Genomic DNA, 14,223 nt, shown 5'->3' on the forward strand with positions numbered 1-14,223 from the left:
TTAGTTTTCATGTTGATGATAGTAAATCCTGTTAACACCTAAGCCACCACCGATACACTTATCATCTCCTTCAGCGCAACCATCGTCACCTAGTACATCATTTTTAATCATTTCATTTGCAGCATCACCAATGCCGATTAAGTACATATAACTATCTGAATCACCATTTTTTGGAACAACAAGTGTTGGAGTATCAGGAACCTGTTCACCCATGACAAAATAATCTTCAGTATGGTTATATGTCCTTGCACCTTTATGTAGATCAAACCCATACAATCTACCTTGGCCTGGCACTAAACAAGCGTTTTCAGACGCTCCAGTTTCTGGTACGTATGATGTAAAAAAAACTCTACCAGATACAATCGTAGCGGCCGATAATGACTTCTCACCCGCATCACTAAAGTTATAATACCAACCGCGTTTCGCTCCAAAAGTGACTAACTCTGAATCCGATGCGGGCGACTCTGATGTGACATTATACAAATCAGTATTATCAAGAGTATCTGGTGCTGTGTTTCCAGCAGCTGAACTATAAGATTTAGTAACGATGTTTCTATCTTGAAGTGTAAAAAACTTATCCGCTCTTTGTTTATCTAGTGGATGCGGCCTATGACCGCTTCCAATTACGACAGCATCGTAAGGTATGCTCTGATATGTCATTGTCGTTGTAGTTGTACCACCTTCGGTATGGGTGTGCTCAGCAACATTACTAAATGTAGTTTGTGCAACTACAGGCTCAGAGAAAAAACGAATATCAGTTGTTGTTGTTCCGCCACCTAGACTTGCAAATTTGAAAGCACTCCAAGGGTTTGAGGAGTCTGTCGATAGACCGGGTAAATCCAACCGCCAAACATTTGCACCTGTATCAGTTGCATAAATGCGATCTGTGAGTTGATCATTATTACTGTCTAGAATTGCCACTTTATTAGGAATACTATCGGAAATGCTTGGCATATTGGTATCAGATCCTGAACGCCCGAAACTATGAACTTTAATACCAGTTCTAGCATCCAGTATATAAACACCTGTTCCAATGACATCATTACCACCAACTGAAGAGCCATCCTTTGTATTCGGATTATATCCAGCCCCAACGATAATCACTGGGTCAGCATCTGCAGAACTCGTTGCACCACTTGGCCAATCTGGAACCTTCGTAATTATCGGTTCTGACCAAGATTGTCCCCAATCAGAATAATCATTATCACTTTTAATCCACATTAATGTAGGCGAGTCAGGTGAAGTAATATCAAGAGCATAGTATGAACTGCCGCCTCTTCTCATACCGATAAACACCCAAGCTTTTGTCACATCACCCGAGCCACTTCTTTCAATATGTGCTACAGGACTTCCATCTAACCCATATATTGAGTGAACACCTGTTTTAGGGTTATCTCTTAACCCTTTTATGTTGGGTAAAAGCTCATGCGGAATAAAAGCCCAAGACTCAGAAACGCTAGTTGAGCTTTCCCCAATTTCATCTTTGAACATATGGAGAAAACCATGATTAGTTCCCATTAATATTCTGGTGCCTAAAGAGCCATAATCAATCACTAATGGCCTTGAATGCAATGGGTCACCGATAATATCTTGTCTTAGAAATGGAGCTGTATTCATATCATATAGCTCACTATCGACATTGGCTCCTCTTGCCCAATCAATTGTACTTTCAATTGTGTCAATATCTACCTTTAAATGTAAAGCTAACTCCTCATTTGACAAACTACCTAATTTTTTGGCATTTGTTACAGTTAAATCAACGAGTTCGCCAGTTGTTCCTGTGTTAACTAAAACCTTTCGATTAGCTAGTTTTACATCTGTATTATATTCATCTCTTAATATCGAAAGTACACCACCATCATTGACATCATAACCCTCATAATCTGAATTAGCGCAATCACTCGCACTCCATAATGAACAAGCATCCACCTTAATGCTGCCATTATCATCAAAAGCAAAATTGTCATTACTGTCTAAAACATCACCAGTCCCGCTTACCTTAAACTTTTTTAGATTTCCAGACCACCTAGGACCTTCTCCAGGCAAAAACATAGCAAAATAAGCAGCGTCACCAGTTTGAGTTTTATCAAGTACAACTGATGGAGAGGTAAAGCTTGAACTATCAGCTTTAATTGCTTCTATAGCTTTAATTAAAGAAGCTTGTAATTGAGCAGAGTTTTCAGCGTAGTAGTAATCTCCTTTACCGTAATCCGCAACGGCTTCAAGTAATACAGTTGCATTGCCAACACCCTCACTAAAACCAATAGTATGCGTAGTAACAATTTGAGTACCCTCTGAATAAGGGTTAACGTCATTATTAGCCAACCAGCCTGCTAAAGGAGGCATCAAACTATAATGCTCATCCCAACTATAAGCTGTTACTTTAACGCTTCCTGTTACATCTTTATCTTCAGTTTTTGTAGAGTATCCCAATAATGTTTTTATTTTATCATTTTCATTTTTATCACGCTGAGGGGCTCCATCTGTGATATAAATAATCGATGCATTGGAGCCGCATTCCTTATCAATAAAAGGACTTAAATATGTTCCTGGGGGAGATTCAGCTCCAGTGTCATAACTTGGATTCGCAGTAGAACCTGACGTTTTATGCCCATTATCGACATCTTTGCCGTGCAAATATAATGCGGCTTCATATAAAGTTTCACAAAGCGGTGTGGAATTACCATCTATTGAAATTGTATTATTTACTTTAGTAACTAAGCTCTTCTTATTTGTGATATTTCCAGGTTCAATTTTTGATATAACCCTTCCGCCGTGACGATCTTCATTGTTGGTATTTTTATTGAAAATCATTAAACCCAGATCTACTCCAGGAGTATTGACGATAACTTCATTCAATACTCGTTTTGCAACGTCCATTCGTTTAGTTGTCTGTTTCGCGGGTTTGTTATGGAACCAATTGACATAACGGTCTGTAAATACCGTTATGGGCTGACCTAATCCAAAATTGGTTAATTTGGCATTTTCTAGTGCATTGGCATCATTGCTATAAGAATTTGCCAGACCATCAACAGGAAAACCGATTGCAGCTCCATTATTACCGCTATCAGCAATTGATATATCTTCAAAGCAATCAACAACGTTTATATTACTACCGTCATTTACTGGTAATTCTTGCCAGGTGCTCGATTGGTACTCTCTAAAGTATCCAGAATAAACCCCAAAATTTTCAATAAATTGTGCAGACGATTGGCACCTATTATCTTGGTATAAAAAATATTGTTGACTACCTGCTTCAGGAACATCATCAGCACTTAAGGAGTAATATAATTTAGTAGTGCTTGTAGGCGCTTCAGAGGCAAGAAAAGGATATGTTTCCATATCACCTAATCCATCTCCCCCTCCCATACTCCCTGAAGTATCAAGAATAATAAGGACTTGTGGATTATCGCCACTTCTAACTGAAGACTCTAGTACATATAATTCTGTGTCATCGGCGAAACTATTAGCAATTAAACCTAATCCAACAAAACTTAAAGCAATTGTAGTTATTTTAGTAATCATGTTTAACTCCCAGTGAGCACTTCTTGCTCAATGCCAGTTGTAACGGTAAGTTGACCGACACCGGCTCTACCAAATGTAGCAGAACTCGAAATTTCTAATCGTCTGCAGCTAATCAAATTTGCAGCGTTGGCTTTTTCCGTTCGCTGGCAATTCACATCAATCCCTGGGTTATCTGCAGGCATCAATTTAATATTTTGTGTTCCATCCATTTCTGCCACATCATCATCATCATCAACAGTCCTTGTGCTAAAACTATGGGCTACGCTATCATTAATAACGATATTTAAGCCGCCTTGAGCTTTTGAAAGTGCGGATATTCTATCCCCGCCAGCACCAGCCATTCTTAAGGATTGACTAGAGTTAACAGCTAAAGCGACTCCGATAATTGTCATAACAATGAGAACAATCAAGGAAAAAAATAACACCATTCCTTGTTGTTTCTTAATTGGATTAATCATTGAAATACCTAATTTTTAATTTCTAATAAGTACTGGGTTATCAAGTACTACTGTCGTTGACATCACTTTTCTTCTATATTTATCGTTTGTTGCTGCAATCGTTTTATCACCAAGTTGATAAACGATTTCATTTTCATAACTGTCATCTTCTTGAATAGAGCGTACAAGTACATAGATTTTAATAGCCACTAAACGTTGAAATCCTTGATTGTCCCACATCATGGTAGAAACTTGATCAGCAGGCATAAAAGAGTCAGGGGTAGAGTCACCATCATCATCGAATCCGTATAAAAACCTCATATTTTCAATACCTTCAACTAATTGGTCTTCATTACTCATGCCCCCAGTGAGACTGAGTGTACGTCTAGTTAGAATTGGGATGCCTGAATCATCTTTTATAAAATAAACACGATGCTGAAACTCCCAGATTCGACTATTCAATTTATTTGGGGCTGCAGTGGTATTACCATTAAAAAATTCAATTTCATTTGAAGCTACTGATGCATAATATCGATTGTCATCTAAGTCAGCTTCAAGAGTGGCTGGGCCAATTAAGCGTTTGATTTGAATAACATCAGTGCCACTATTCGGAGAAATTGCAGAATTGCAGTTTAATGTATTCAAACTGCTGCCCTGTTCATATCCCCATAAACGTCTAAAATGTGCAGGTACATTAATTGGAAATGTTTCATTATTGAACCCATCTCCAACACAATCACTGGTTGGCCCAGTTGCAGAAACTGATGTATTTACTCCCAGTAATAAATCTGTTCCTGTAATATCACCGAAAAAACCTAATTGACTGATGTCACGCTCCATTATGGCAAGTGCGATGCGTCCATTTTCTTGTAATTGAGTAAATTGGCTTGTTGTAGTGACATTACTGGAAGACATACTGAACATTGAAAACAAACCAGCAGAAATGAATAGGCTGATAAGCATTGCAATCATCAACTCAACAAGCGACATACCTATTTGAAATTTTTGTCTATTAATCATTTTTATAACCTAAAAGATTGCTGTTTGAATTTCGAAAATTCTTTTTTTATTATTTTTAGTACCACAACTTTTTACGTATTCAGAGTAGCCAGTCTCTGTGCCATGGGATTTCCTGATCCCAGTCCAACTCATCACAACAACAACTTTATTCAGTTCGACATAAATACAACCATTCGGAGAAGGCAGCCCACCAACATTATTAGTGCCATCCTTTTCAGCTTCGCCAGTAAATGCTGACTGCCATTCAAATATGTCCCACTCTCTCATTTCAGCAGTTGTACATATTGCTCCCCCCTCGCAGATTTTACTGGCTGGATCTGGTGCCCCCGAATAGGGTGAATCCTCTGCATATTTGGCTAGCTGTGACGGATTTAATCGCATGCGGTTTATAATATCGTTGGCGTAGTAAGAAGCTTGGGTTTGCTGAAATGATTCAAAACTACCTCGTTTAGAAACAATATGAAGATTAAAAATCCCAATTAACCCTACAGTCAGAATCACCAGAGAAACCATAACTTCTATTAAAGAAAATCCATTCCTTTTAACAGGCATGAGTGTTAAATCTCCATTATTTGCCAATACATTGACGAATGTTAAATCACTATCTTTTTATAAATCCATCACTTAGCGGTTAATAATATCTGTTTACCTACACTTGAGCAAGATGTAACCGAAAGGTGTCTAGTTGTTTGCCAAATATAAGTAAATCGTTAACTTAGACTGTTTCAAGAGTATAGTCTATTAGTTGCAGATATAAAAAAACCGTAAACCTTTACAGATTTACGGTTTTTTAGCTTTTAGTTAGTTTGCGTGTTTATTTAGTGCTAGCGCAATTCAGCGGGTACAGCGAAGACAGTATCTTCTTTACGACCTTCAACCTCAGTGATTACCGATGGCTCAAATTTAGCTATCGCGTCAACAACTTGTTGAACCAGCACTTCAGGCGCTGAAGCGCCAGCAGTCACTGCTACTTTTTTTACATCTTTAAACCAAGCTTCATCAACATCGGCAGCGGTATCAACTAAATAGGCTTCTGTACCAGTTTTCTCAGCGAGTTCACGCAGTCGATTGGAGTTAGAGCTATTTTTTGAGCCTACAACAATCATTAAGTCTGCATCTGATGACATATTGCGCACTGCATCTTGACGATTTTGAGTGGCATAACAAATATCATCTTTACGCGGCCCTTCAATGGAAGGAAAACGTTGTTGCAAGGCCGCAATAATATCTAGCGTGTCATCAACTGATAATGTGGTCTGCGTGACGAAACATAGGTTATCTGGGTTATTAACCTTTAAAGACGCTACATCTTCCGGGGATTCAATCAAATAAACCCCACCTTCAGTGTTGTCGTATTGACCCATAGTGCCTTCAACCTCTGGATGGCCTTCATGGCCAATCAGAATACACTCCACGCCTTTACGGCTTGCACGAGTAACTTGAAGATGCACTTTAGTGACCAAAGGACACGTGGCATCAAATACTTTTAAACCACGCACTTTTGCTTCTTTGCGAACAGCCTGAGAAACACCATGAGCACTAAAAATCACAATACTGTTATCAGGCACTTGCTCTAACTCATCAACAAATATAGCGCCGCGGTCTTTTAGGTTTTGTACCACGTAACGGTTATGTACGACTTCATGGCGGACATAAATCGGTGGTTCAAATAACTCTAAAGCACGTTCGACAATGCTAATCGCCCGATCAACACCAGCACAAAAACCGCGCGGATTTGCCAGTAAGATGTTCAGTTCTGGCGATGTAGGATCAACTTTAAGCATTTTAAAGTACCTCTACCACTTCAAGTTCAAAGGTTAACTTTTGCCCAGCTAGTGGGTGATTCAAATCAATAGTCACTGAATCACCAGCAACTTCACGAACCATACCTGGGATTTCACTGCCGCCTGGACCACCGAAACTAACAATGACACCAGGTTCTAATGCCATATCAGCAGGGAATTTACTTCTGTCCATATGATGCACAGCATCCGGATTAGACTCACCAAAAGTATCAATCGCATCTAAGGTAAAGCTGTGCTTATCACCTTTATTCAGGCTTGAAATTTCTGATTCAAATGCAGGGCTTAAGCTCTCATCACCAACATTAAAACGCGCTGGTTTTCCTGATGCTTTGGTGCTTTCTGCCGTTGAGCCATCTTCTAAAATGATATTCATATGACACACTATGGAACGTGCAAGTTGTTGCTCAGACAAAATAGACTCCCTAACTTTCTGCCGCTTGGGTTTCGGGTTTAAACGCTTCCCAAATAATCAATGCTGCACCGATAAAAATAGCTGAATCAGCAATATTAAATGCTGGATAGTGGCTGGTTTTCCAATAGAAATCGATAAAGTCCACTACGTAACCATGCATTAAACGATCAACTAAATTACCAATGGCGCCACCAATAATGAGCGTATACGCAAGGTTGGTGCGCCACAGCGACGCTGACTGTTTACGCAGCCATATCGTCAGCAGTGTGCTAAAACCAACGGCTATGATGGTAAAAAACCACCTCTGCCAGCCACCGGCTTCACTTAAAAAGCTAAACGCGGCGCCGTAATTACGCACATAGGTGAAATTAAAAATAGGTAACAGCTGTATTGATTCAGACAGCTCAAAATTGGCTAACACCCATTGCTTAGATAGCTGATCGGCAATAAATACCAATACAGCTACCCAATACCAACGAATGCCGCTTTCTTTCCATGTTAGTGGCATCAAGCAAGTCCTTTATGCAAAGTCGCGATGTTCGCCATCGCCTTCGATGTTAGTTACGCAGCGGCCACATAATGTCGCATGAGACTCGACAGTGCCAACATCTTCGCTGTAGTGCCAGCAACGCTCACACTTCTGGGCTTCACTTGCTGCAACAACAAGCTTTAATGCAGCAAGCTCTGTTTCAATTGCATCAGCTGGCGCATCACTTAATGGGGCAACAATCGCTTTAGATGTTAACAATACAAAACGTAGCTCATCATTCACTTGAGCCAGTTTTGCCGCTAACTCTTCATCAGCATATAAAGTCGCTTCAGCTTGCAGTGAGCCACCAATACGCTTATCACGACGGGCTTGCTCTAATACTTTATTGACTTCGTTACGAACAGCTAAAAGTTGCTGCCAGTATTCATCATTTAAATCGTCAGCTAAGGTCACTGACTCTAGGCCTTGGTACCATTCTTGAGTAAACACGTATTGCTCACGTTCACCAGGAAGTAGCTGCCAGATTTCATCAGCGGTAAAGCTTAAGATTGGTGCAATCCAACGTACCATTGCTTCAGCAATATGGTATAAAGCAGTTTGGCAACTACGACGAGCGTGACCATCTGATTTAGCAGTATACTGGCGATCTTTAATGATATCTAAGTAGAAGCTACCAAGCTCAACAGAACAGAACTGCATTAGTTTTTGGGTCACTAAGTGGAAATTATATTGCTCGTAAGCTTCAATGATTTCTTCTTGTAGTGCTGCAGCGCGGCGTACTGCCCAGCGATCCAGTGACACCATATCTTCAGTAGCAATCATATCCGTTTCTGGATTAAAGCCACTTAAGTTAGCAAGTAAAAAGCGCGCGGTGTTACGAATACGGCGATATGAATCAGCGCTGCGATTTAAGATTTCATCAGAAACCGTCATCTCACCACTGTAATCAGTTGCTGCAACCCATAAGCGTAAGATGTCAGCGCCAAGCTTATTAATAACTTGTAGCGGTGCAATCACGTTACCTACTGATTTAGACATCTTACGGCCTTTACCATCAACGGTGAAACCGTGTGTTAGTACTTGCTTGTAAGGTGCTTTACCATTCATTGCCGTTGAAATCATCAATGAAGACATGAACCAGCCGCGATGCTGATCGCTACCTTCAAGGTATAAGTCAATCTCGTGGCCTTGGAATTCAGGGCGTGATGCAACAACTGATGAGAAAGTAGAACCTGAGTCATACCAAACATCTAAAGTATCAGTCACTTTACGGTATTGATCGGCTTCATCGCCAATCAGTTCACTGATCTCAAGATCCCACCAAGCTTGAATACCTTGTTGCTCGATACGGTGCGCAACGCGCTCCATGATAGAAACGCTATCAGGGTGTAATTCTTCAGTTTCACGGTTAACTAATAACGTGATTGGTACGCCCCAGGTACGTTGGCGTGAAATACACCAGTCAGGACGGTTCTCAACCATTTTTTCAATACGGCTTTGGCCCCAGTCAGGGATCCACTGCGTTTGTTCAATTTCAGATAACGCCTGCTTACGCAAGCCATGGTTATCCATTGAGATAAACCATTGTGGCGTTGCACGGAAGATAATGGGCGTTTTGTGTCTCCAGCAATGTGGGTAGCTGTGACGATATGCCACATGACACAACAGCTGGCCTTTCTCTTCTAATAAATCAACAACACTCTTATTGGCTTTGAATACGTGTTGACCAGCAAAAAACTCAGTGTCAGCTTTATAGACACCATTGTCACCAACAGGGTTTGCGACTTCTAAGCCGTACTTTTGACCAACCACGAAATCGTCTTGACCATGACCTGGTGCAGTATGAACTACGCCAGTACCAGCTTCAGTTGTTACGTGGTCACCAAGAATGGCAGGCACATCAAATGCAGAAAGAGGATGCTTGAAACGCATTAGCTCAAGCTCAGCGCCTTTTGTAGTACCGATAACCTGATGTGACTCAGCTTCAAAGCGGGTTAAACAGCCTTCAACTAGCACTTCAGCTAAAATAACGGTTTTAGTTACGCCATCTTTAACGAGCTCAACTAGGCTGTAATCAAGCTCTGGGCTTAATGATAATGCACGGTTAGCAGGGATAGTCCAAGGCGTCGTGGTCCAAATAACCGCTGAAACCGTGTTTGTGTAACCTTCAACGCCAAATTTCGCTGCAACCGCTGCGCTATCAACGGCATTAAATGCCACATCAATAGCGGGTGAGGTTTTATCTTCGTATTCAACTTCTGCTTCTGCTAACGCTGAACCACAGTCAGTACACCAATGAACAGGTTTAACACCTTTGTGCAGGTGACCGCTTTCAATCACTTTAGATAAAGAACGTACGATGTTAGCTTCAGTGCTGTAATCCATGGTTAAGTAAGGATTATGCCAATCACCAAATACACCTAAACGAATAAAGTCTTCACGTTGACCGTCAACTTGCTTACCGGCGTATTTACGGCATTCTTCGCGAAAATCAGCAGCTGAAATCTTTTGACCTGGTTTGCCAACTTTTTTCTCTACCATTAATTCAATTGGTAAGCCGTGACAATCCCATCCAGGAATATAAGGCGCATCAAAACCTGCCATTGTTTTAGACTTAACAATGATATCTTTTAATATTTTGTTTACCGAGTGACCAATATGGATATTGCCATTCGCATACGGGGGGCCGTCATGCAAAATAAACGGTTTGCGACCAATTCGACTGTCACGAATTTTTTGATAAAGTTCGTCTTGAGTCCAACGGTCTAACATAGCTGGCTCACGATTAGCCAGATTACCGCGCATCGGAAAATCGGTTTCCGGCAAATTCAAAGTAGATTTATAGTCGGTCATTGATCCTATACCATTATTTGGGCTGATTAATCTCAACCTGCATCATTGCTAAATAAAGCTTTTGCTTCATTTACATCATTCAAAATTTGTTTTTTTAACGCATCCAGTGACTCGAACGGATGTTCATCACGGATTTTTGCCACTAATTCAACTTCCACTCTTTTACCGTATAAGTCACCAGAGTAGTCGAATAAGTGCACTTCTAATTGACAGACTTGCCCTTCAACAGTTGGCCTAAAACCAACATTAGCAACGCCTTCATAAATATCACTGCCATCCCAATACATTTTTACCGCAAACACCCCTCTAACAGGTGATACTTTGCGCTTTAATGCAATGTTGGCAGTTGGAAAACCAATGGTTCGCCCAATTTTTTGGCCGTGGGCCACTTTACCTGACAGTAACACTGGGTGCCCGAGTAAACGCCTTGCTTGCTCTAAGTTCCCTAATGCTAACTGCTCACGAACCGCAGTGGAGCTCACTCTGGTCGAACCTAAGATAAAGCTTTGGGTACTGACCACAGTAAAACCAAACTTTTTACCCGCTTCAAGTAACATATCAAAGGTGCCAGTTCTGTTTTTACCAAAACAAAAATCATCACCAACCACTAGATACTTCACCCCTAATTTATTGACTAATAAATCTTCAATAAATTGCTCTGCCGGTTGATTAGCAAAACGAGTATTAAAATTAGCACACAGAAGACGATCAATATTGAGCTCTTCTAGCAAACTAATTTTATCTCTTAATAAGCTAATTCTTGCAGGGGCATCTTGTTGGCGAAATAACTCTTGCGGTTGTGGCTCAAAGGTCATTACTACAGCAGGTAGCTGAAAGTGTTTAGCTTTATTAACTAAATTATTAATCACTTGCGCATGACCACGATGCACACCATCAAAGTTACCAATAGTGAGCACGCATCCATTATGCGAAGGTAAAATATTATGTATACCGCGAATTAGTTCCATTACGCCAAACAACTGCTACTGTAAATCGGCTGATTATATACTAGATAGAATGGATAATCAGCATTCATGATCGACGTTTCATTGTCCAAGGTTTTAGCCCCATTAGCACTAAGCTGAATAAATAGGCTAATGCACCTAATATGATGAGTTTTAACAGGCTGTAAACCTTAACTTGCATTGCCATATCTAACCACATTTGCTGCTCTGGTAATAAGTAAACTAAAAGCGCTGCCATCACGAGTGTCGCAATGACCACTTTAGCGAAAAATACCATGGTTGAACGATTGACTTTATAGACACCAGCTAGGTGTAAGCCTCGATATAACAGGCCGGCATTAAGAAAGGCTGACATAGAAGTGGCAATTGCAAGTCCTACGTAGCCAAATGGAATGGCAAAAATGATATTGAACACCATATTGCTTACCATGGCGATAATACCGAATTTAACTGGGGTTTTAGTATCTTGGCGTGAGTAATACCCCGGCGCCAATACTTTAATCATCATAAAACTCAGTAAGCCACAACCATAAGCCACTAAACTGTACGATGCCATCTCAACATCAGATACTGTAAATGCGCCGCGCATAAAAAGCACCATTAACATCGGCTGAGCAAGAATGATTAATCCCAGCATGGCTGGCATGCCCAATAATAAAATGGCTCTTACTCCCCAGTCCATAGTGTCACTAAAACCACTGCCTTTATCATCAATATGCTTTCTAGATAAAGCTGGCAAAATAACCGTCGCAATGGCAATACCAAACAATCCTAAAGGGAACTCAAGTAAGCGGTCTGAGTAGTAAAGCCAACTAATAGAGCCTGTCATTAAAAAACTGGCAATAAAGGTATCGAACAGTAAATTGATTTGCGAAACAGAAACGCCAAATAATGCAGGGATCATTAAGGTTCTGATTTTCACGACCCCACTGTGGTTCCAGCCCCATGACGGTTTTACTAAGGCATTTTCACGTAGTAAAAACGGAATTTGTAACAAAAACTGCACTAAACCACCAAAAAACACCCCTAAAGCTAAAGCGATTTCAGGTTGTTCCATCTTGGGGGCAAACACTAAAGCGGCAATAATAATGGTAATATTCAAAAATACCGGCGTAAAGGCAGAAACTGCAAACTTACCGCGGGTATTTAATATTGAGCCAGCCAGTGCGGTTAAGGTAATAAACCATAAATAAGGGAAGGTAATTTTGAGCATCATAGAGGCAAGTTCAAACTTTGCCGCATCCGGCCCATCGTTCATCCAATCATAAAACCAGCCACCAGCAAATAATGCAGCAAGTATCGGTGAGCCGATAACACCAATTAAGGTTACAACGCTCACTATGCCGCCCAAAGTACCGGCCACTTTACCTATAAGCTCACGGGTTTCAGCTGGGGTTTTGTTTTGTTGGTATTCTGTCAACACCGGCACGAATGCCTGTGCGAAAGCACCTTCAGCAAATAATCGACGTAAAAAATTGGGAATTTTATTGGCAAAGATAAACACATCGGCACTACTACCTGCACCCATTAAGTTGGCAATGACTACATCTCTAACCAAGCCAAGCACCCGAGATATCAAGGTCATAACACTGACGATAGCACCTGATTTTAATAACGATTTACTCAAGCATCACTCCAAAGCCGCACACAAGCGTTTAAATTAAGTCTGATATATCTCAAATTTTCGATTCTAATGCTGTCTATGGGGTATAAGAACTGATAGAATTGCGCCACATCTTACACGAGTTGGGTTGAAGATAACCGAGCCAGGTAGTTTTATTTGTCTTTTCGACGTTATTTCTATCATATTCATTGACAAAATGAATAAAAGCAGGCATATTCCTCGCCCTCAAAGTATTAAACCCAGTTTTAGGAGTTGCACCTTGGCTAATAGCAAGTCTGCAAAGAAGCGCGCGCTTCAGTCTGAAAAACGTCGTCAGCATAACGCTAGTCGTCGTTCAATGTTACGTACATACGTTAAAAGAGTTATCGCTGCTATCCAGAGCGGTGACCACAAAGCGGCTACCGAAGCATTCGCAGCAGCACAACCAATTGTTGACCGTATGGCGACTAAAGGCCTTATTCACAAGAATAAAGCTGCTCGTCAAAAGGCACGTATAAACGCAAAAATCAAAGCACTAGCTGCTTAATTTTAGCGATTTATATTACAAAAACCGACTTAGGTCGGTTTTTTTATACCTGCAATAAAATAACTCACAAAAAATACTCTCTCCACTTGCCCTGCCTTCAAGCTTTTACGGACATTTTTGCGCTAAATATCAAATCCATATTTAAGACATAAAAAAACGCCTTAACTCGATCTTACTGTCATCAGTAGCAAGATATTGTTAAGACGTTATAGGTATCAAAATTATTGCCATTAATGGCAGTATAAATTATCCAATACTTTTATTAGCTCACGAACTTCATCACTTTTAAGTGAATAAAACACAGTTTGCGCTTCTTTACGTGTACAAACGAGATTGTCTTTTCTCAGCCAAGCTAAATGCTGCGATAACGCAGATTGGCTTAGACCTAGTTTTTTATTCATCTCACCGACACACATTTCGCCTTCATTCAGCAAATGGCACAAAATAAATAAACGGCGTTCATTTGCCAGTGCCTTTAGCATTACCACAGCATGATCTGCTCGCTGCTGCATCATTTCTATATTCATCACGCGTTAGCTCTCCTTAATCATCACTGAGACTAATAT

The 14,223-nt window shown here is 40.5% G+C and carries 12 protein-coding genes; 1 reads left to right on the forward strand and 11 read right to left on the reverse strand.

Translation table 11 applies throughout. From position 1 onward, the window contains the following. From Q4557_RS01950 to murJ, 10 genes are all read right to left on the reverse strand, one after another. Positions 1-3,525 carry a pilus assembly protein gene (locus Q4557_RS01950; RefSeq protein WP_303410368.1) on the reverse strand — a complete coding sequence of 1,175 codons (3,525 nt, stop codon included), beginning with the start codon at positions 3,523-3,525 and terminating at the stop codon, positions 1-3. A 2-nt stretch (positions 3,526-3,527) separates the two neighbouring features. Then, positions 3,528-3,971, reverse strand: coding sequence for a pilus assembly PilX N-terminal domain-containing protein (locus Q4557_RS01955; protein ID WP_303410527.1), 444 nt, complete (start codon positions 3,969-3,971; stop codon positions 3,528-3,530). Positions 3,972-3,998: 27 nt separating this feature from the next. After that, on the reverse strand, positions 3,999-4,982 hold the full coding sequence (locus tag Q4557_RS01960) for a PilW family protein (protein WP_303410370.1): 984 nt from the start codon (positions 4,980-4,982) through the stop codon (positions 3,999-4,001). Between the two features lie 9 nt (positions 4,983-4,991). Continuing rightward, on the reverse strand, positions 4,992-5,534 hold the full coding sequence (gene pilV / locus Q4557_RS01965) for a type IV pilus modification protein PilV (protein ID WP_303410371.1): 543 nt from the start codon (positions 5,532-5,534) through the stop codon (positions 4,992-4,994). A gap of 272 nt (positions 5,535-5,806) precedes the next feature. Then, a complete protein-coding gene (gene ispH, locus Q4557_RS01970) occupies positions 5,807-6,736 on the reverse strand; it encodes a 4-hydroxy-3-methylbut-2-enyl diphosphate reductase (RefSeq protein ID WP_198589266.1) in 930 nt (309 codons plus the stop codon). A 31-nt stretch (positions 6,737-6,767) separates the two neighbouring features. Beyond that, the gene (fkpB, locus tag Q4557_RS01975; protein ID WP_277869342.1) at positions 6,768-7,199 is read right to left on the reverse strand and encodes an FKBP-type peptidyl-prolyl cis-trans isomerase; all 432 of its coding nucleotides are present in this window, start codon (positions 7,197-7,199) and stop codon (positions 6,768-6,770) included. A 10-nt stretch (positions 7,200-7,209) separates the two neighbouring features. Continuing rightward, on the reverse strand, positions 7,210-7,707 hold the full coding sequence (lspA, locus tag Q4557_RS01980) for a signal peptidase II (RefSeq protein WP_102439203.1): 498 nt from the start codon (positions 7,705-7,707) through the stop codon (positions 7,210-7,212). Positions 7,708-7,719: 12 nt separating this feature from the next. Next, a complete protein-coding gene (gene ileS, locus Q4557_RS01985; protein WP_303410372.1) occupies positions 7,720-10,542 on the reverse strand; it encodes an isoleucine--tRNA ligase in 2,823 nt (940 codons plus the stop codon). Between the two features lie 32 nt (positions 10,543-10,574). Next, positions 10,575-11,510 (reverse strand): bifunctional riboflavin kinase/FAD synthetase, encoded by a 936-nt coding sequence (ribF, locus tag Q4557_RS01990; protein ID WP_102439205.1) that lies wholly within the window; start codon positions 11,508-11,510, stop codon positions 10,575-10,577. 64 nt (positions 11,511-11,574) lie between these two features. Next, the gene (gene murJ, locus Q4557_RS01995) at positions 11,575-13,134 is read right to left on the reverse strand and encodes a murein biosynthesis integral membrane protein MurJ (RefSeq protein ID WP_303410375.1); all 1,560 of its coding nucleotides are present in this window, start codon (positions 13,132-13,134) and stop codon (positions 11,575-11,577) included. A gap of 256 nt (positions 13,135-13,390) precedes the next feature. Between murJ and rpsT the strand changes: the two genes are divergently transcribed. Beyond that, positions 13,391-13,657 carry a 30S ribosomal protein S20 gene (gene rpsT / locus Q4557_RS02000; protein ID WP_076542960.1) on the forward strand — a complete coding sequence of 89 codons (267 nt, stop codon included), beginning with the start codon at positions 13,391-13,393 and terminating at the stop codon, positions 13,655-13,657. A 230-nt stretch (positions 13,658-13,887) separates the two neighbouring features. Here the strand turns inward: rpsT and Q4557_RS02005 are convergent, their stop codons facing one another. Next, the gene (locus tag Q4557_RS02005; protein ID WP_076542961.1) at positions 13,888-14,184 is read right to left on the reverse strand and encodes a metalloregulator ArsR/SmtB family transcription factor; all 297 of its coding nucleotides are present in this window, start codon (positions 14,182-14,184) and stop codon (positions 13,888-13,890) included. Positions 14,185-14,223: the final 39 nt, after the last annotated feature.

This window comes from Shewanella sp. 5_MG-2023, from assembly GCF_030547465.1.
In the GTDB taxonomy this organism is placed as follows: domain Bacteria; phylum Pseudomonadota; class Gammaproteobacteria; order Enterobacterales; family Shewanellaceae; genus Shewanella.

Bases quoted from the DNA above. Each gene is read 5' to 3' on its own strand.
- Q4557_RS01950 (WP_303410368.1), bottom strand. From the start codon at position 3,525: ATGATTACTAAAATAACTACAATTGCTTTAAGTTTTGTTGGATTAGGT.
- Q4557_RS01960 (WP_303410370.1), bottom strand. From the start codon at position 4,982: ATGATTAATAGACAAAAATTTCAAATAGGTATGTCGCTTGTTGAGTTG.
- pilV (WP_303410371.1), bottom strand. From the start codon at position 5,534: ATGCCTGTTAAAAGGAATGGATTTTCTTTAATAGAAGTTATGGTTTCT.
- lspA (WP_102439203.1), bottom strand. From the start codon at position 7,707: ATGCCACTAACATGGAAAGAAAGCGGCATTCGTTGGTATTGGGTAGCT.
- ileS (WP_303410372.1), bottom strand. From the start codon at position 10,542: ATGACCGACTATAAATCTACTTTGAATTTGCCGGAAACCGATTTTCCG.
- ribF (WP_102439205.1), bottom strand. From the start codon at position 11,510: ATGGAACTAATTCGCGGTATACATAATATTTTACCTTCGCATAATGGA.
- Q4557_RS02005 (WP_076542961.1), bottom strand. From the start codon at position 14,184: ATGAATATAGAAATGATGCAGCAGCGAGCAGATCATGCTGTGGTAATG.